Genomic DNA, 17,774 nt, shown 5'->3' with positions numbered 1-17,774 from the left:
TCCGATTGTCGGTACGGTAGCCTGTCGCGCTATGGGACGCGTGGACGGAAAAGTGACACTGATCAGCGGCGGGGCGCGAGGGATGGGCGCTGCGCACGCCAGGGCCCTGGTCGCCGAGGGCGGCAAAGTGGTCATCGGCGACATCCTCGACGAGGAGGGCAAGGCGCTCGCCGACGAGCTGGGGGAGTCCGCGCGTTACGTGCACCTCGACGTCACCGACGCCGAGCAGTGGGACGCCGCGGTGAAGGTGGCCGTCGATGAGTTCGGCAAGCTCACCGCTCTGGTCAACAACGCGGCGATCGTCGCGCTCGGCAAGATCGGCCAGTTCGACATGGCCAAGTGGCAGAACGTCATCGACGTCAACCTCACCGGCACGTTCCTGGGGATGCAGGCCGTCGTCGAGCAGATGAAGGCGGCGGGCGAGGGCTCGATCATCAACGTCTCGTCGATCGAGGGCCTGCGCGGCGCACCGATGGTGCACCCGTACGTCGCATCCAAATGGGCGGTTCGCGGGCTGGCCAAGTCGGCCGCAATCGAGTTGGGGCCCAAGAACATCCGGGTCAACTCGATTCACCCCGGCTTCATCCGCACGCCGATGACGAAGCACTTCCCCGACGACATGGTGACCGCGCCGTTGCGCAGGCCGGGCCAGTCCGAGGAGGTCGCGGCGTTCATCGTGTTCCTCGTCAGCGACGAATCGTCGTTCTCGACGGGTGCCGAGTTCGTGATGGACGGCGGCCTGGTGACCGACGTGCCGCATAAGGACCTGTTCTAAGGCGTCGCGCTCACCGTGGCGATCGCGTCGACCACCGCCTGCGGTGCGTCGAGGCTGACGAACGTGCGCGCGCCGGGCACCTCGATCCACGTCGAGTTCGGGAACAGCGCCGCGAGCCGCCGCCCGAGCGCGGGTGTGAAGGACGTGTCGGCCATGCCCCACACGACGGTGACGGGCTTGTCGAAGCGCGGCAGGCGGGTGGCGACGTCGGTGAGATCCGTTGCGCGCACGCCCCTTAACAGGGTGGCCAGGTTCTGCGCGATGCGCTGGTCGCTGATGCACGGCGCGATCCAGGAGGCCGTGAGCGCGTCGTCGCGGTTCAGCAGGAGCCCGTAGCCGAGCGGGGAGTGCCGGATCGCGGGAATCCGCATCGGGCCGGCGAGCGCCCGGATCAACCGGGGTCCGCGCATGGCCGCGAACACGATGTTGAACGGGAACGGCGGGAACTGCTCGAACGCGTCGCAGTTGGTCAGTACCAGCCTGCCGACCCGCTCGGGGTGGGCGTCGACGAGCAGTTGGCTCAGTCCGCCGCCGGTGTCGTTGCCGACCAGCGTGACATCGGCGAGGTCGAGCGACACCATGAGGTCGTGCAGCAGTTCCGCCACCAGGGCCGGGGTGCGCAGCGCGTCGTCGGACACGGGCGTGGTGTGCGAGCCCAGCGGGAGATCGGGCAGTATGCAGCGAAATCCATTGGCGGCCAATACGTCTGCGACCTTCAGCCAGAGCCGGTGGTCGACGAGGATGCCGTGCACGAACAGCACCGGCGGGTGCGGCGAGTCGTCGGGACCCACCACGCGGTAGTTGATCGTGCCCTGGTCCAACATCACGTGCGGCATCTCGGCTACCCTTTCCGATAACTTACGAACACTCGGTATGAAAGTTACGTGCAGTCTGTATGAAAGTCAACGCCGAACCGTCGCCGCGCCGGACGCAGGCCGAACGCACCGCGGCCACCCGCGCGCGGCTGCTCGCCGCCGGTCGGGCGCTGTTCGCCGACCAGGGCTACGCGGGAGTGGGGACACAGGCGATCGTCGAGGCGGCGGGCGTCACCCGCGGTGCGCTTTACCACCAGTTCGGCGACAAGGCCGGTCTTTTCGCCGCGGTGTACGAGGACGTCGAAGCCGAGCTGGTGGCGACGATCGTGACCAGGATCGGAAGCGATGCACCGACCGACCAACTGGCGGCGATGCGGCTGGGAGCACGCCTGTTCCTCGAGGAGTGCTCGGCACCGGCAGTGCAGCGCATCGTGCTCATCGACGCGCCCGCGGTGCTCGGCTGGGCGCAGTGGCGCGAGGTCGGGCTGCGCTACGGACTGGGCGTCGTCGAGGCCATGCTCGGTCAGGCCATCGTCGACGGCGTGATCCCCGACCAGCCCGCCCGGCCGACGGCGCACGTGCTGCTCGGCGCGCTCGACGAGGCCGCGCTGTACATCGCGCGCGCCGACGACAGGGACAGCGCGCTGGAGCAGATGGTCGCGGTCTGCGATCGGATGATCACCGGCATCGCCTCCTGAGCGGACCCGCGGGGGCGACAGGCAGAATGGGGCCGTCACCGTCGTCGGAGGAGGTAGGGCAATAGCGACCGCGCTGCGCCGAACCCTCCATTCGATCACCGGCCTAGCCCTCACTGCAGCCCTCGTCGTCACGCTGCTGCTCTGCGCGGGCGACATCCCGCGGTTCGCCCACCTCGAGGCGGCCCCCGCCACGGTCGAACTCTCCGACGGCTGGACGCTGACCTCCGCCCGCGACGAGCCCGCGGGCGGTGCCGTGGTGTCGACGCCCGGCTACCGCGACGACGCGTGGCACCGCGTCGAGACCATGCCCGCGACCGTGCTGGAGGCGCTGCGGGCCGACGGCACCTACCCCGACCCGTACTACGGCGAGAACCTGCTCGAGAGGATTCCGCAGGACCTGTATCTGCAGGACTGGTGGTACCGAACGACTTTCGAGGCCCCCGCGGGCCACAGCACCTACCGGCTGACGTTCCCCGGCATCAACTACCGCGCCGAGGTGTGGCTCAACGGACGCCTCGTCGCGGGCGCGGGCGATGTCGTCGGCATGTACGTCGAACACGACCTCGACGTCACCGACTGGGTCGACCGGGGTGGGCCCAATGTGCTGGCCGTGAAAGTCGTGCCCGAACGTGCGATGCAGGACGTCGACGGCGTCGAACTCGCCGACAGCTGGTTCGACTGGATCAACTGGAACTACCTCGGCTACCGCGGCGCCGACAAGAACCCCGCCAACGGCATCTCGTTCGTCCCGGACCGCAATGCGGGCATCTGGAAACCGGTGTACCTGACCATGTCCGGCCCCGTCTCGATCGGCGATGCCACTGTCGACACCCAACTGCCGCTGCCCGCAACGGATACCGCGCGGCTGACCGTCCGAAGCACGCTGAGCAATCATTCGCAGGCGTCGGTGCGCGGCGTGTTGCGTGCCAGCATCACCCGCGCGGGCAAGCCCGACGTCGTCGTCGAGCAACCCGTCGCGCTGGCGCCGGGGGAGCGGCGCGACGTCACCTTCACCCCGGAGGACTTCCACGCGCTCTGGCTGTCGCGACCGGACCTGTGGTGGCCGTACACCATGGGCGAACCGAACCTCTACGACCTGCACCTCGACTTCCGTCAGTTCGATCGCACCACCGACGAATCGCGGCTCAGGTTCGGCGTCCGCACCGTCACCCAGGGCCGCGACGACGACGAGCGGTTCCCCGAGCTCGGCCGCGGAGGAAGCTTCTACCTGCAGGTGAACGGCCGCAACTTCCTCGCCCGCGGCGCGACCTACACGCCGGACCTGTTGTTCCGCTACGACCCGGAGCGCGAGGACGCGATTCTGGGGTACGTGCGCGACCTCGGACTGAACATGATCCGGCTGGAGTCGAAGATCCCCACCGAGCGCTTCGTCGAGAAAGCCGACGAACTGGGCATTCCGCTCATGGTCGGCTGGATGTGCTGCAACCAGTGGGAGAAGTGGCCGCAGTGGGACGCCGAGGACAACCGCGTCGCCGTCGCGAGCCTGTGGTCACAGGTCGCGATGCTGCGTTCGCACCCGTCGGCTTTCGTGTGGGCCAACGCGAGCGACGGCTGGCCGCCCCCCGACGTGCTCGAGCGGTACCAGGCGGTGCTGCGTGACCTGCACTGGCAGAACGCCGTGGTGAACTCCGTGTCGTCGTACACCATCGGCCCGGACGGCGAGCGCCTGTGGAACGGCATCCACATGGCGGGCCCCTACACCTGGCGGCCGCCGTCGTACTGGTTCTCCGGGAAGTACCGGGCCGCCCGCGGGGCGTCGGCCGAGCAGGGCGACAACGAACACATCCCGCCGATGGCGAGCCTGAAGGAGTTCATCCCGCCCGACCGGCTGTGGCCGATCAACGACACGTGGTTTTTCCACGCGGGCTCGAATCCCGGCAACGCGGCACTGGCGAGCGTGCAGCGGGTGCTCAACCGGCGCTACGGGCCGTCCACCAGCGCCGAGGAGTTCACCCGCAAAGCTCAACTGGCGCACTACGAGTCGACGCGCGCACAGTTCGAGGCGTTCGCCGCGCTGGGGTGGGCCGGCCACAAGATGACGCTGTACTGGATGCTCAACAGCCACTGGCCGTCGTTCTTCGGCAACATCTTCGACTACTACCTGCGTCAGGGCGGCGCGTACTTCGGCGCGAAGAAGGGACTGCGCCCGCTGTCGGTGGTCTTCGACTCGTACGCGACCGGCGACCGCACCAGTGCGCGCGTCAGCGTCGTCAACCAGACCCCCGCGACCGTCGAGGACGTCCGCGTTCGGGTCCGGGTCTACGACCTGCGGGGCCGGGTCCGCGACGACCGCAGCACCGGCCCGCTCACCGTCGCATCGGGTGGCGCCACGCTCGCGGTCGAACTCCCGCGCGAGGCGCGCGACTCACGCGTGTTCTTCGTGCGCTGCCAACTGCTCGACGCGGCGGGCACCGTCATCGGCGAGAACGTGTACTGGCAGTCCCAGCGGTACGACGACGTCGGCGAGCCCAACAACGACTGGGCGTTCGAGACCCGGCAGACCACCTGGGCCGACATGACGCCGCTGAACTCGCTGCGGAAGGTGCCGTTGCAGGTCGGTGCGACCCGGACCACGACGGAGTCCGGAACGCCCGCCGTGGACATCCGGCTGAGCAACCCGACCGACGACGTGGCGTTCTTCGAGCGGGCCGAACTCACGCAGACCCGCGACGGCGACGAGATCCTGCCCATCGAGTACAGCGACAACTACGTCACGGTGTTCCCCGGCGAGTCGGTCACGCTGCGCGCCGAAGCGTCGAACGCCCATGTCAACGGCAATTGGGTGCGCGTCAGCGGCTACAACAGCCCACCGGTGGTCGTCCCGGTCCGGTGAGTCGTAGACAATGGAGCGACCGACGTACCGGATCAATGACTCGAACGAGGAACGCATGGCCGAATCGAACACGCGCACGGCGCTCGCGCAGGAATGCGAGCAGGCGGGCTGGCAGCGCCGGATCGACGACCGCGTCGACCTCTACCTCCGCGGGGACATTCGCGTGCGCGTCATCTGGCGCGGCGACGACGTGATCAACGGCGGATCCAGGTTCGCCGACGGGACCATGGAGACTTACTCACGCGAACTCGACACCGTCAAGGGCTGGCTGCTGCGCTGACGGCGCGCCTGCGCAGCACCGCCGCGCGCAGCACCGAACCGACGACCGGCAGCGCGGACAGCACCGCGATCGCCAGCACGATCCACTCCAGGTGAGTGCTGACGAACGGCACACCGCCGAGGTGGTAACCGACCAGCGTCAGGCCCACGCCCCACGCCACCGCGCCCACGATGTCGTAGGCGAGGAACACCCGGTAGGGCATTCCCGACGCGCCCGCGATCACGGGTGTGAACGTTCGCACCACGCCGACGAAGTGGCCGATGACGATCGTCTTGCGACCATGCCGTTCGAAGAACCGGTGCGACGTCTCGAGGTAGTGCTTCTTGAAGATCCGCGCGTCCTCCTTCGTGAACAGCGCGGGGCCGACGGTGCGTCCGATGAGGTAGCCGAGTTGGCCGCCCGCCACGGCGGCCACCGCAGCGGACGGCGCCAGGGTCCAGATCGTCACGGGTGAATTCTCCTGAGCGGCAATCAGTCCCGCCGTGAACAGCAGCGTGTCACCCGGTAGGAACGGGAACAGCAGACCCGTTTCGATGAACACGATGATCATCACGCCCGGCAGCACCGCCGACGCGAACAGTCCGCCGTCGCCCAGCCAGTACATCGGATCGAGGACGGCGGGCAGCGCGAGCACGCTGGTCGTCACGGCCGCAACGTAGCCCGCGCACGTGTCCAGTCGGGAAACGACAGGTGGAGTGTCGACCTGCCGGCCACCGACCCGCCGTAAGGTCGTGGTCGTGAGTGCGCGCGCGGGCATCGTGGTAACCGGAACCGAAGTACTGACCGGACGTGTGCAGGACCGGAACGGCCCGTGGATCGCCGACCGGCTGCTCGAACTCGGCGTGGAACTCGCCCACATCACCATCTGCGGGGACCGGCCAGCGGACATCGAGGCGCAGTTGCGGTTCATGGCCGCCGAGGGGGTCGACCTCGTCGTGACCAGCGGCGGTCTCGGACCCACGGCCGACGACATGACGGTGGCCACCGTCGCGCGGTTCTGCGGACGAGAACTGGTGCTCGACGAGGCACTCGAGGAGACCATCGCCGGAATCCTGCGTCGGCTGATGGGCGGTCGCCACGGGGTGGACTTCGAGGCCGTCATGGCCGCCAATCGCAAGCAGGCCATGGTGCCTGAGGGGGCGCACGTGCTGAGCCCCGTCGGCACCGCGCCGGGGGTCGTGGTGCCGGGCTCGCCGACGGTGCTGGTGCTTCCAGGTCCGCCGCGCGAACTGCAGCCGATGTGGCGCACCGCGGTCGACGACGACGCGTTCAGCGCGGCGATCGCCGGCCGCACCGTCTACCGCCAGGAGACGATCCGGATGTTCGGCCTGCCCGAGTCCGGCCTCGCCGAGACGCTGCGCGAGGCGGAGCAGTCGGTGCGCGGTTTCGACCGTCTCGAGATCACGACGTGCCTGCGCCGCGGCGAACTCGAGATCGTGACGCGCTACGAGCCCGATGCGGCCGACAGCTACGCCGCCCTTCTCGACGTACTTCGCGACAAGCACGGCCGTGAACTGTTCTCCATCGACGGAGCACTCGTCGACGATCAGGTCGCCGCGCTGCTCGCGGGACGCACGATCGCGACGGCGGAGTCGTGCACCGCGGGCTTGGTGGCGGCGCGCCTCACCGACCGGCCCGGCTCGTCGGACTACGTCGCGGGCGGGGTGGTGTCCTACTCCAACGACGCGAAGGTGAACCTGCTCGGTGTCGACGCCGCGCTGATCGAGGCGCACGGGGCGGTATCCGAACCCGTCGCCGAGGCGATGGCCGCCGGCGCGTTACGGCGTTTCGACGCCGACACCGCCGTGGCCATCACCGGGATCGCCGGCCCCGGCGGCGGATCGGAGGAGAAACCCGTCGGAACGGTCTGCTTCTGCATCGCACTCGGCGACGGCCGAATCCACACCCGCACCCTGGTGCTGCCGGGGAATCGGAGTGACATCCGCGAACGATCCACCACCGTGGCGTTGCACATGCTCCGGCACGCGCTGACCGAAGCCGCGAGCTGACGTGGCCACCGCAGAGCTTCCGGAGCGGGCGCAGGTCGTCGTCATCGGCGGCGGGGTGATCGGGACGAGCGTCGCCTACCACCTGACGAAGCTCGGCTACACCGACGTGCTCCTCATTGAACAGGGTCAGCTCTCGTCCGGAACGACTTGGCACGCAGCGGGTCTCGTCGGCCAGCTACGCGCCTCCGAGAGCGGCACCCGCCTCGTCCAGTACTCAGGAGAGCTGTACGACGAACTCGAGTCCGAGACCGGACTGACCGCGGGGTACCGGCAGTGCGGGGGAGTGACGGTCGCGCGCACCCACGACCGGATGATCCAGCTGAAGCGCACGGCGGCGAGTGCGGCCGCCTACAACCTGGAGTGCGAGCTGCTCACCCCCGCTCAGGCGCTGGAGCGGTACCCGGTGATGCAGGTCGACGACCTCGTCGGCGCGATCTGGCTGCCCAACGACGGCCGCGCCAACCCGGCTGACCTCACGCAGGCGCTCGCCAAGGGGGCCCGGATGCGCGGCTGCCGAATCATGGAGCGCACCAGGGTGATCGGCACGACGGTCGTCGACGGCCGGGTGACGGCCGTGAGCACCGACAGGGGTGACGTCGAAGCGGAGATCGTGGTGAACTGCGCGGGGCAGTGGGCGAAGCAGGTCGGCGCCATGGTCGGCGTCAACGTCCCACTGCACTCGGCCGAGCACTTCTACGTCGTGACCGAGACGATCGCGGGGGTGCACCCCGACATGCCGATCCTGCGCGACCCCGACGGCTACACGTACTTCAAGGAGGAGGTCGGCGGTCTGGTGATCGGCGGCTTCGAGCCCGAGGCGAAGCCGTGGGTCAGCCCGGATGCGATTCCGTATCCGTTCGAATTCCAACTGCTGGAAGAGGATTGGGACCACTTCCAGATCCTGATGGACAACGCCCTGCTGCGCATCCCGGTACTGGAGGAGACGGGTCTCAAGAAGCTGTACAACGGCCCGGAGAGCTTCACCCCGGACAACCAGTTCATCCTCGGGGAAGCGCCGGAGTGTGCGAACTACTTCGTCGCGGCCGGGTTCAATTCGGTGGGCATCGCGTCGGCTGGTGGCGCGGGCCGGGCGCTGGCGGAGTGGATCGTCAACGGCGAGCCGACATCCGATCTGACGAGCGTCGACATCCGCCGCTTCGCCCCCTTCAACGGCAACAACCGGTGGCTGCACGACCGCGTCGCGGAGATCCTCGGCCTGCACTACGAGATCCCCTGGCCCAACCGGGAGATGGCGACGGCGCGGCCGTTCCGTCGCTCGCCGGTGCACCACCTGCTGGTCGCGGGAGGAGCCAACTTCGGCAGCCGGATGGGGTGGGAGCGGGCCAACTTCTTCGCACCGCCGGGCGCCGAACCCGTCATCGAGTACTCGTGGGGCAAGCAGAACTGGCTGCCGTGGTCGGCCGCCGAACAGACCGCAACGCGTTCGGCGGTGGCGGTCTTCGACCAGACGTCGTTCTCGAAGTACCTCGTCGTCGGCCCCGATGCCGAGGCCGCCCTGCAGTGGCTGTGCACCGGCGATATGGCGGTGGACGTCGGCAGGACCGTGTACACCGGAATGCTCAACGCCAGGGGAACGTACGAGTCCGATGTCACCGTGACCCGCACCGCCGCCGACGAGTTCATGATCGTGAGCAGCGCGGCCACCACCGAACGCGATAAGGACCACATCCGCAAGCACGTTCCGGCCGGGGCGCGAGCCGAGTTGGTGGACGTGACGTCGTCGCTTGCGGTGTTCGGGGTGATGGGACCGCGCTCGCGGGATCTGTTGAGCACGCTGACCGACGCCGATCTGTCCGACGCGGCGTTCCCGTTCGGCACCAGCCGCCCGATCACGTTGGGCTACGCGGTCGTTCGGGCCACCCGCATCACCTATGTGGGCGAGTTGGGCTGGGAGCTCTACGTGCCCGCCGAGTTCGCCGTCGGTGTCTACGACGACCTGTTGGCGGCGGGCGCCGAGCTCGGGGTGCGCCGCGCCGGCTACTACGCCATCGAGTCACTGCGGCTGGAGAAGGGCTATCGCGCGTTCGGGCGTGAGCTGACACCCGGTGAGAACCCCGTCGAGGCGGGCCTGCTGTTCGCGTGCAAACTCAGCACCGACATCGACTTCCTGGGCCGCGCCGCCGTCGAGCGCTCGAAGGCCGATGGACCGCGCAAGAGGTGCGTCGGATTCTCCGTTCGCTCAGCCGATCCCATGCTCTGGGGCGGCGAGCTGATCCTGCGCGACGGGTCGCCCGCCGGCCAGGTGACGTCGGCGGCGTGGGGCGAGACGACCGGAGCGTGTGTCGGCCTGACCTACGTGCGTACCCCCGACGGCTCACCCGTCACCGCCGACTGGATCTCGGCGGGCGACTTCGAGGTGAACGTCGGCGGCGAGCGCCATCCGATCACGATGTCGCTCAAGCCGATCTACGACCCCACCAACGCGCGGATCCGGTAGGGCTCAGCCACCGACGGCTGCCAGGTATCCGGCGAAGCCCGCCAACCCGACGATGGTGCACACCACCAGCGTCAGCAGGGCCCACGGCCATGCGGGCTGCCGCCGGATCAGCCGCACGATCGTGACGACGGACCCTCCCACCGCCACGATCACCGCGATGACGAACGCGCCGAGCAGCGCGCTGACCGCGCCGTCGATGCTGCAGGTCTCCGGCGGGCAGTTGTCGGTGAACGCCAGCATCATGAAACCCATTGCCGCGCCGACCACTCCGCATGCGACGATCAGCACCATCATGATGATCGACATGACGACGTCGACCGTCGAGAGCGGCGGTTTGACCGGCCGCTGCGGCATCACCACGCGCGGTTAGCCTTTGGGCGCGACGTCGTCCCAGAGCTTGGTGAGCGTCTCGAGGATCTCCGCTCCGCAGCCCAGGCCGCCCAGATGGCTCTCGCCCGGCAGGGTGTAGAGCTCGGCGTCGGGCAGGCGTGCCACCACGTGCTCGCCGTGCGCGTAGGGCACGATGTGGTCCTTGTCGCCGTGCCACCAGCGCACCGGAATCTTGACCTCGTCGAGCCGGAAACCCCAGTCCTTCGCGAACACCGCGACGTCGGCGAGGGGCGCAGCCAGTTGCTTGCGGCTGCCGTTCAGCAGGTCGTCCAGGAACATCGCACCGATCTCGGGGCGCTCCAGGAGCCTGCGGTCGCCCTCCGGCGACACCATCGCATATCCCTTCAGGGCGACCGGGGCGATCGGCTTGATCGACCTGACGAGTCCGACCAGCGCCAGCCGCAGGGGCAGACCGATAAAGGGCAGTGCGGGTGCCACGAACGAGCCGAGACCCATGAGTCCGCCGCCGATACCCTCGACCCCGACCGTCGGCGCGACGCCCCCGAGCACGCCGGCGACGACCACCCGGTCGGGCATCGCGGTGGCGCACGCCAGCGTGTAGGGACCGCCGCCGGACAGCCCGATGACCGCCATCTGGTCGATCCCCAGCACGTCGGCGATCGTGCGCAGGTCGTCGGCGAACGCCAGCACGTTCGCGTACCCGTGCGGTGTCGAGGAACCGATGCCCGGCCGGTCGACGCCGATCAGGCGGATCCGGTGGCGCTCGGCGTAGGCGCGGGCCTCCAGGGGGATCTGTCTGCGGGCACCGGGGGTGCCGTGCAGCCAGAAGAACGCGCGACCCTGAGGGTCGCCGAACTCGGCGAAGCCGAGCCGGCGGTCGCCCCCGACGGCGACGGTGCCTTCCAGCTTGGGACGCTCGATTGACATGACCATGCGCATGAGTGTCGCACGCCCGTAACTCGCGCTTTACCTGCTTGGCCCGATCACGGCAAACCCGGCACCGCGACCCTCCCGCGGAAACCGGGGCTTCCCCTAGCTCGACAGGAAGTCGAGCAGGTCGGCGTTGATCACGTCGGCGTGCGTCGTGGGCATGCCGTGCGGGAAGCCGTCGCGGTAGGTCTTCAGCGTTCCGTTCGGCAGCAGCTCCGCCGACTTCGGGCCCGACGCGACGTAGGGCACGATCTGATCGTCGACGCTGTGCATCACCAGCACCGGCACGGTGATCTTCGTCAGATCCTCGGTGAAGTCGGTCTGCGAGAACGCGACGATGCCGTCGTAGTGCGACAGCGCGTCGCCCATCATGCCCTGGCGCCACCAGTTGGCGATGATCGCCTCCGACGATTCGACGCCCGGTTTGTCGAAGTTGTAGAACGGGCCCGCCGGCAGCGCTCGGTAGAACTCCGACCGGTTCGCCGCCAGTTGGGCCTGCAGATCGTCGAATACGCTCTTCGGCAGGCCCTCCGGGTTGGCGTCGGTCTGCACCATCAACGGCGGCACCGCGCTGATGAGCGCGGCCTTCGCGGCGCGGGCCTCGCCGTGGCGGGCCAGGAAGCGCACCACCTCGCCGCCACCGGTGGAGTGCCCGATGTGGACGGCGTCGTGCAGGTCGAGATGCTCGACGAGCTCGGCGAGGTCGTCGGCGTAGTGGTCGAGATCGTGGCCGCCGGGGGTCTGGGTCGACCTGCCGTGGCCGCGCCGATCGTGGGCGATCACGCGGTAGCCCTTGGACAGGAAGAACAGCATCTGGTTGTCCCAGTCGTCGGACGACAGCGGCCAGCCGTGGCTGAACACGATGGGCTGGCCGGTGCCCCAGTCCTTGTAGAAGATGTCGGTGCCGTCGGTGGTGGTGATGAACGCCATTGCAATGCCTGTCTTTTCGAGGTGTGGGCGGGACTAATCGGTGGGGTTGATCCTGCGGACGATCAGCGGGTCGGCCGTCGTGAACGGGAAGGCCGGCAGGTCGTCGATGTGGGTGTTGAACGCGGCGGCCAGGACTTCGCGGGAGTAGGCGCTCGCCGATGCCTTGTAGCCGATATCGGCGGGAAACGGCTGGTCGAAGAAGATCAGGAAGTGCCACTCGTCGGTGCCGATGTTCTCGATGTGGTGCGGGTAGGCCCGCGGGATGAAGTACATGTCACCCGTCGTCATGGTCCAGGTGTCAAGTGTCCCATCGGGATTCATGATCGTCATCCGCGCGTCGCCATGGTGGACGTAGCCCATCTCGGCGGTGACCGGGTGCCAGTGCGGTTCCCGCATGCCGTCCTCGCCGACGCGCAGCGAGTACATCGAGATGTCCTTCAGTGCGGGCCAGTACTGGTCGCGGGCGAAGCGGGCGTTGCCGTAGGCGTAGGTCAGCCCCGCGGGCTGGCCCTCGATGTCGAACTTGTGCGGATCGTGGAAGTACGCGGTCGACGGCACCGACGGATCGCCCACGCGGGCGGCCAGTTTGCGGTCGGTGGTGTCCCGGCGGATCCTGGCCATGTCGGAGGACGGCAGGTCGTACGTGTTGCCCAGCACGGCATCGGTGAAGGCGCCGAACGTGGCGCCGAGCCCGAAGTCCTCGGGCCGCTCGTTGCGGAAGGCGATGATGAACTCGGCGACGTCGGTGCCGATGTTCTCGATGTGATGCAGCGAGCCGGAGTCGATGTGGAACATCTGCCCGGCCGTCACCACGAAGCTGGCGAACTCGCTGTAGCTGTCGAGCACCGAGACCAGCGCAGTGCCGGACACGCAGTAGGTGAGTTCGTTGGCGTTGGCGTGCCAGTGCGGGGTGCGCATCGCGCCGGGGTTGAGCAGCACCCGCTTGATCGACAGCCGGTTCAGGATCGGAAGGTTGTCGGCGGTGACCCGCCGCATCGATCCGAAGTCGTTCTCCTCGACGATCTCGCCGTCGTGCAGGGAGGTGGCGTGCGTGCCGCGGGTGGGGTTCGTCGTCATGATCATGATCGTGCTCTACTCGGCGCGCGGTGTCCTCGATGTTGGCCCCCAATCGGGGGAGCGCTTTCCGGTAGGCGGGAATTCCTGCTGGCAGGTAGCAGAGCGGTTGCGAATGCGACAATCTCGTGGTGAACGCCGTCCGCGTGGTCGTCGCCGACGACGACGTCCTCCTCCGCGAGGGTCTGTCCAGCCTCCTCACCCGTTCCGGATTCGACGTCGTCGGCCAGGCGGGGGACGGCACCGAATTGCTGGCACTGGTGCGCGAACACCGGCCCGCGCTCGCCGTCGTCGACATCCGGATGCCGCCGTCGCACGACACCGAGGGCCTCGACGCCGCCCGGACCATCCGCGCGGAACTGCCCGACACGGCGATCCTGGTGCTCTCCGCGCACGTCGACGTCGACCACGCCATGGAGTTGCTGGCGGGTGGCCACGCGATCGGCTACCTGCTCAAGAGCCGCGTCACCGATGTCGCCGACTTCATCGACACCGTCGGCCGGATCGCCAACGGCGCCTCCGTGATCGATCCCGCTCTGGTGCAGGAGCTGGTGTCGGCGCGGCGGCGCGACGATCCGCTGGCCGCGCTCAGCGCCCGCGAGCGCGAGGTGCTGACGCTGATGGCCGAGGGGCTGTCCAACGGTGGCATCGCCAGGCGGATCTGGGTCACCGAGGGCACCGTGGAGAAGCACGTGCGCAGCATTCTGACGAAACTCGACCTGCCGGAGACGGGCGACGACCATCGCCGCGTGCGCGCGGTCATCAGGTATCTGGAGTCGCTCTAGCGGGCGAGCAGGTCGCGAATCGCGGTGGGGGACAGGGCGAACTTCGGCAGGAAACCCAGCGCCGGACTGTCGGCGATGAGATCGGCGAAATCCTGCTCGGAGTGCGTCGAGATCAGGATCACCGACGGCGCCGGCGAGTTCGCGTCGTGCAGTTGCCGCACCACGTCGAATCCGCTGTCCGCCCCGAGGTCGACGTCGACGAGTGTGACGTCGGGGTGCAGCTCGCCGTAGACCTCGAGTGCCTCGACACCGCTGGACGCCGTCCCGACGACGTCGACGCCCGCACGCTCGAGCATGCTGCGCGCGGCGTCGCGGAAGGCGTCGCTGTCGTCGACGATCAGACAGCGCAGCGGAGTCGTCATGAGTACCACATCAACCGAGTGTCCCCGGCCGAGCGGCTTCACACATTCCGGCTAGCGGGAAACCTGCCGGGGCGGCCGAAGCGACGGGGTAGTCGGACTGCGCGTTCGACGCATTAGCATCTGCGTTCGATGAACGAACGGTTGACGTGGCTGCGCAGCCGCATGCTCGCGCTGGTCCTGCGGCCGACGGCGCGTCCACTCGGCTGGGGCATCGTGGTGGCGCTGGGCTTCATCGTCGGCGAGATCGCATTCGTGTTGTTCATGAAGCGGACCGCTCCGGACAACTCGTACGGGGCGATCTTCCTGCTCGGTGTGCTGGTGGTGGCCGCCGGCTGGAACTTCGGGCTCGCGGTGGCCACGTCGCTGGCCAGCGCCGTGGTCTACGTGTACTTCCACGTGGAGGACGGCGACAGCCTGGTGCCCGCGTTCCTCATCTTCCTTCCCCTGGCGCTGCTGGCCAGTGTGCTGGCAAGTCAGGCCCGGTTGCGAGCGGCCGAGTCCGAGGAGCGCCGCCGCGAGGCGGCCGCGTTGGCACGGCAGCAGTCCGCCCTGCGCAGGGTGGCCACGCTGGTGGCGCGCGGGACCGACCCGACCGATGTCTACCCCGTCGCGGTCGCCGAACTGGCGCGCGGACTCGACGTCGATCACGTCACGCTGACGGTGTTCGACGACGACCAGTGCGTCGTGCTCGCGGCGCGTGACATCGCGGGGAAGCCGCACCTCGCCGTGGGGGAGCGGTTTCCACTCGACGGGGACAGCCTCAACAGCCGGGTGCGCAGCAGTGGCAAGCCTGCGCGGATCGACGACTACGCCGCCGTGGACGGACCCATCGCGGAGCGGCTCCGGGAGCTGGGCCTGCGCTCGGGCGTCGGCTGCCCGGTGACCGTCGACGGCGGTGTGCGCGGGGCGCTGATCGTCGGTTCCGTCCGGGATCACCCGATGCCCCCCGAAACCGAGGACCGGATAGGCGATTTCGCCGATCTGGTGGCCACGGCGATCGGCAACGCGGAAACGCGGGCCGAACTCCAGGCGTCACGTGCTCGCATCGTCGCCGCGGCCGACCAGGCGCGCCGCGGTATCGAGCGTGACCTGCACGACGGCGCCCAGCAGCGCATCGTCTCGCTCGGCCTCGGTCTGCGGGCGCTCGAAGCCTCGCTGCCCGACGGCGACGCCGCCGTGCGCAAACAGGTCGACAACCTCATCAACGGCATGGCCGATCTGTACACCGAACTGCAGGAGCTGTCCCGCGGTATCCACCCGGCCATCCTCTCCAAGGGAGGTCTGGGACCCGCGGTGAAAACCCTGGCGCGCCGGTCACCCGTCCCGGTCGTCCTCGAGCTCGCGGCCGATCGCCGGTTCCCCGAATCCGTCGAGGTGGCCGCCTATTACGTGGTCGCCGAGGCGTTGACCAACGTCGCGAAGCACTCGGGTGCCTCCGAGGTGGCGATCAGGGTGCTCCTCGACGGTGACGACCTGCTGCTCGCCATCGCCGACAACGGCGCAGGCGGCGCGATGTCCGGCGGCGGCAGCGGCCTGCTCGGCCTCAGGGACCGGGTGGAGGCGGTGTCGGGCCGTCTCGAGGTGACGAGTGCGGCGGGCGCGGGGACGACTGTCCGCGCACGGATTCCGGGTCCGCCCGCTGTGGGGGCCGACGCGGTGGGCTAGCCCGCTAGCCGCCGTAGCCCAGGCCGGGGAACCCGATGGGCTGTTCGATCTGGGACGGTGCGTTGAACAGCTCCCGGTACTGGGGCTGGCACTGACGCGTCGTCTCGACGACGGTAGAGCACGTCGAATCGGTGGTTGCCTGCGCCACGGGCGCGAGCACGACCAACGGGGCCAGCACACCTGCAGCGGTGGCGGCGATCCGACGGATGGTGACGTTCACGATTTCCTCCTCGGAGAGGGGAACGTCGGTTTGTACCAGCAAAATTCCGTTCAGGTCGCGAAACCGTCGAAGCAGTGCTATGAGCCCGCCCACACCGCCGGGCGCCGATCGCCCCACGGCAGTGCGATCTCCAACTGGGCGGCGAGTTGGAGGAGCACCGCCTCGTCGCGCGCCATCAACTGCACCCCGATCGGCAGGCCGCCGGACGTCGTGCCCAACGGCAGCGAGATCGCGGCCCAGCCCGTGACGTTCGCCAACGTCGTCCACCCCGTCGTGGCGAATTCGACGTCGAAGAACGCGCGCGTCGTCCCGCGCGGTTGGTCGAGCAACGCGTACGGCGGCGGCCCGGTGAGCAGAGTCGGCACCAGGAGCACGTCGTGGCCGGACATCCCCGCCGCGAAACGTCTCGTCTGCGCGTGCACCGCGGCGATCGCCCCCGCATAGGCGACGCCGGTCGTGCGGAAGCCCTCTCGCACCATCACCCAGGTACTGGGCTCGAACTCGTCCTCGGTGGGTTCGCGGCCGAGCACCTCGGTGGCCAGGGCGTGCAGTTGCGCGTTGCTCACGGTGTGCAGGACGGCGATGGCGTCGGCGACCTCGTCGGAATCGACGGTCGGCGCCCCCGCCTCCACGTGGTGCCCGAGGTGGGCCAGTGCTGCGGCCGCCGACTCGACGGCCGCCGACACCTCGGGGTCCGTGGCGGGTCCGGGGAACGGTGAGGCGGTCGTCGTCAGAATACGCTGCGCAGCGGGACTTTCGGTGATCGCGGCGAGGAAGGGCCCGGCGGGGGCCGGGGCGCTGTACGGATCTCCCGGCGCCGATCCCGCGACGACGTCGAGCAGCGCGGCGCTGTCGCGAACCGTCCTGGTCAGAGCGTGCTCGTTGACGAGTCCCTCGAGCCCGTGGCCGGCGCCGGGCGCGAAAGACGTTCGGGCACGGCGGGGTTTGAGACCGACGAGACCGCAGCACGAGGCGGGCACCCGGATGGACCCGGTGCCGTCCCCGCCGGACGCGGCGGCCACGACGCCTGCCGCCACGGCGGCCGCGGAGCCGCCGCTGGATCCACCGGGCGTGATGTCGGGCCCCCAGGGATTCGCCGTCGCGCCGAACAGCGACGGTTCGGTGGTGCAGTGGTTGCCCCACTCCGGGGTGTTGGTCTTTCCGAACACCACCAGCCCGGCATCCAGGTAGCGTTCGACGATCCACGCGGATTCGCCTGCCACGTAACCGCGCAACGCACGCGATCCCATGGCCTCCGGTGCACCCGCCAAGGACGCGCCGAGGTCCTTGAGCAGAAACGGCACGCCCGCGACGGGGCCGGCTCCACCGCCGCGCAGCACGCCGCTGCGATCGAGCTCGGCGGCCTGCGCCCGGCCCCGGTCGAACAGGTCGGTGATCACCGCGTTCAACCTTCTGGTGGCCTCCACCCGGAGGATGGCCGCCTCGAGTAGCTCCGCCGCGGTGAGGTCGCCCGCGGCCACCAGGGCCGCCTGCCCGACGGCGTCGAGTGCGGCCAGCTCGGCCGCTGAGTTCGCGTTCATCACGGCCGATCCTGCGGCCGCTGCCCG

Annotated in this window: 17 protein-coding genes; 8 read left to right on the top strand and 9 right to left on the bottom strand. The window is 69.1% G+C overall.

The genetic code is table 11. The features are described 5' to 3' along the window. Nucleotides 1-31 precede the first annotated feature (31 nt). Complete coding sequence (locus NM203_RS22980) at nucleotides 32-775, top strand: glucose 1-dehydrogenase (protein WP_255062787.1); 744 nt, start codon at nucleotides 32-34, stop codon at nucleotides 773-775. Here NM203_RS22980 and NM203_RS22975 read toward each other — a convergent pair. Next, nucleotides 772-1,611, bottom strand: a complete 840-nt coding sequence (locus NM203_RS22975) for an alpha/beta fold hydrolase (RefSeq protein ID WP_255062786.1) — start codon at nucleotides 1,609-1,611, stop codon at nucleotides 772-774. The two genes, NM203_RS22980 and NM203_RS22975, sit on opposite strands and share 4 nt — an antisense overlap. Nucleotides 1,612-1,670: 59 nt before the next feature. Here NM203_RS22975 and NM203_RS22970 point away from each other — a divergent pair, with 59 nt between their 5' ends. From NM203_RS22970 to NM203_RS22960, 3 genes are all read left to right on the top strand, one after another. Further along, on the top strand, nucleotides 1,671-2,288 hold the full coding sequence (locus tag NM203_RS22970; RefSeq protein ID WP_255062785.1) for a TetR/AcrR family transcriptional regulator: 618 nt from the start codon (nucleotides 1,671-1,673) through the stop codon (nucleotides 2,286-2,288). 61 nt (nucleotides 2,289-2,349) lie between these two features. Continuing rightward, a complete protein-coding gene (locus NM203_RS22965; protein WP_408633404.1) occupies nucleotides 2,350-5,142 on the top strand; it encodes a glycoside hydrolase family 2 protein in 2,793 nt (930 codons plus the stop codon). A gap of 55 nt (nucleotides 5,143-5,197) precedes the next feature. Further along, nucleotides 5,198-5,422 carry a hypothetical protein gene (locus NM203_RS22960; protein ID WP_255062782.1) on the top strand — a complete coding sequence of 75 codons (225 nt, stop codon included), beginning with the start codon at nucleotides 5,198-5,200 and terminating at the stop codon, nucleotides 5,420-5,422. Here the strand turns inward: NM203_RS22960 and NM203_RS22955 are convergent. Further along, the gene (locus NM203_RS22955; protein WP_255062781.1) at nucleotides 5,400-6,068 is read right to left on the bottom strand and encodes a VTT domain-containing protein; all 669 of its coding nucleotides are present in this window, start codon (nucleotides 6,066-6,068) and stop codon (nucleotides 5,400-5,402) included. The genes NM203_RS22960 and NM203_RS22955 overlap by 23 nt on opposite strands. Before the next feature lie 91 nt (nucleotides 6,069-6,159). On the opposite strand from NM203_RS22955, the gene NM203_RS22950 reads away from it, so the two are divergent. Beyond that, complete coding sequence (locus NM203_RS22950; RefSeq protein ID WP_255062780.1) at nucleotides 6,160-7,431, top strand: competence/damage-inducible protein A; 1,272 nt, start codon at nucleotides 6,160-6,162, stop codon at nucleotides 7,429-7,431. 1 nt (nucleotide 7,432) lies between these two features. Beyond that, nucleotides 7,433-9,889: a GcvT family protein gene (locus NM203_RS22945; protein WP_255062778.1), complete on the top strand. Its 2,457-nt coding sequence runs from the start codon at nucleotides 7,433-7,435 to the stop codon at nucleotides 9,887-9,889. 3 nt (nucleotides 9,890-9,892) lie between these two features. Here the strand turns inward: NM203_RS22945 and NM203_RS22940 are convergent, their stop codons facing one another. The 4 genes from NM203_RS22940 to NM203_RS22925 all read right to left on the bottom strand — a co-directional run bounded on the left by NM203_RS22940 (nucleotide 9,893) and on the right by NM203_RS22925 (nucleotide 13,177). Next, complete coding sequence (locus NM203_RS22940; protein ID WP_255063040.1) at nucleotides 9,893-10,243, bottom strand: hypothetical protein; 351 nt, start codon at nucleotides 10,241-10,243, stop codon at nucleotides 9,893-9,895. 12 nt (nucleotides 10,244-10,255) lie between these two features. Beyond that, entirely contained in the window at nucleotides 10,256-11,173 is a 918-nt protein-coding gene (locus tag NM203_RS22935) for an alpha/beta fold hydrolase (protein WP_255062776.1), read from the bottom strand. A 99-nt stretch (nucleotides 11,174-11,272) separates the two neighbouring features. Continuing rightward, nucleotides 11,273-12,100 (bottom strand): alpha/beta fold hydrolase, encoded by an 828-nt coding sequence (locus NM203_RS22930; RefSeq protein WP_255062775.1) that lies wholly within the window; start codon nucleotides 12,098-12,100, stop codon nucleotides 11,273-11,275. A 33-nt stretch (nucleotides 12,101-12,133) separates the two neighbouring features. Continuing rightward, a complete protein-coding gene (locus NM203_RS22925) occupies nucleotides 12,134-13,177 on the bottom strand; it encodes a cupin domain-containing protein (RefSeq protein ID WP_255062773.1) in 1,044 nt (347 codons plus the stop codon). A gap of 128 nt (nucleotides 13,178-13,305) precedes the next feature. Between NM203_RS22925 and NM203_RS22920 the strand changes: the two genes are divergently transcribed. Then, complete coding sequence (locus NM203_RS22920; RefSeq protein WP_255062772.1) at nucleotides 13,306-13,959, top strand: response regulator; 654 nt, start codon at nucleotides 13,306-13,308, stop codon at nucleotides 13,957-13,959. Here NM203_RS22920 and NM203_RS22915 read toward each other — a convergent pair. Continuing rightward, nucleotides 13,956-14,321 carry a response regulator transcription factor gene (locus NM203_RS22915; RefSeq protein ID WP_255062771.1) on the bottom strand — a complete coding sequence of 122 codons (366 nt, stop codon included), beginning with the start codon at nucleotides 14,319-14,321 and terminating at the stop codon, nucleotides 13,956-13,958. The two genes, NM203_RS22920 and NM203_RS22915, sit on opposite strands and share 4 nt — an antisense overlap. 129 nt (nucleotides 14,322-14,450) lie before the next feature. Here NM203_RS22915 and NM203_RS22910 point away from each other — a divergent pair, with 129 nt between their 5' ends. After that, nucleotides 14,451-15,986 (top strand): sensor histidine kinase, encoded by a 1,536-nt coding sequence (locus NM203_RS22910; RefSeq protein WP_255062769.1) that lies wholly within the window; start codon nucleotides 14,451-14,453, stop codon nucleotides 15,984-15,986. Between the two features lie 4 nt (nucleotides 15,987-15,990). Here the strand turns inward: NM203_RS22910 and NM203_RS22905 are convergent, their stop codons facing one another. Both NM203_RS22905 and NM203_RS22900 read right to left on the bottom strand, forming a co-directional pair. Then, a complete protein-coding gene (locus NM203_RS22905; protein ID WP_255062768.1) occupies nucleotides 15,991-16,206 on the bottom strand; it encodes a hypothetical protein in 216 nt (71 codons plus the stop codon). A gap of 77 nt (nucleotides 16,207-16,283) precedes the next feature. Continuing rightward, on the bottom strand, nucleotides 16,284-17,747 hold the full coding sequence (locus NM203_RS22900; RefSeq protein ID WP_255062766.1) for an amidase: 1,464 nt from the start codon (nucleotides 17,745-17,747) through the stop codon (nucleotides 16,284-16,286). Nucleotides 17,748-17,774: the final 27 nt, after the last annotated feature.

The sequence above is a fragment of the Mycolicibacterium arenosum genome (assembly GCF_024320865.1).
Taxonomy (GTDB): Bacteria; Actinomycetota; Actinomycetes; order Mycobacteriales; family Mycobacteriaceae; genus Mycobacterium; species Mycobacterium arenosum.
Note: the sequence above shows the minus strand (reverse complement) of the source record. Positions and strands in the feature narration are given on the sequence as shown.

Coding starts and splice junctions, on each gene's coding strand:
- NM203_RS22910 (WP_255062769.1), top strand. CDS start 14,451: ATGAACGAACGGTTGACGTGGCTGCGCAGCCGCATGCTCGCGCTGGTC.
- NM203_RS22900 (WP_255062766.1), bottom strand. CDS start 17,747: ATGAACGCGAACTCAGCGGCCGAGCTGGCCGCACTCGACGCCGTCGGG.
- NM203_RS22940 (WP_255063040.1), bottom strand. CDS start 10,243: ATGCCGCAGCGGCCGGTCAAACCGCCGCTCTCGACGGTCGACGTCGTC.
- NM203_RS22935 (WP_255062776.1), bottom strand. CDS start 11,173: ATGGTCATGTCAATCGAGCGTCCCAAGCTGGAAGGCACCGTCGCCGTC.
- NM203_RS22930 (WP_255062775.1), bottom strand. CDS start 12,100: ATGGCGTTCATCACCACCACCGACGGCACCGACATCTTCTACAAGGAC.
- NM203_RS22915 (WP_255062771.1), bottom strand. CDS start 14,321: ATGACGACTCCGCTGCGCTGTCTGATCGTCGACGACAGCGACGCCTTC.
- NM203_RS22960 (WP_255062782.1), top strand. CDS start 5,198: ATGGCCGAATCGAACACGCGCACGGCGCTCGCGCAGGAATGCGAGCAG.
- NM203_RS22980 (WP_255062787.1), top strand. CDS start 32: ATGGGACGCGTGGACGGAAAAGTGACACTGATCAGCGGCGGGGCGCGA.
- NM203_RS22925 (WP_255062773.1), bottom strand. CDS start 13,177: ATGACGACGAACCCCACCCGCGGCACGCACGCCACCTCCCTGCACGAC.
- NM203_RS22975 (WP_255062786.1), bottom strand. CDS start 1,611: ATGCCGCACGTGATGTTGGACCAGGGCACGATCAACTACCGCGTGGTG.
- NM203_RS22970 (WP_255062785.1), top strand. CDS start 1,671: ATGAAAGTCAACGCCGAACCGTCGCCGCGCCGGACGCAGGCCGAACGC.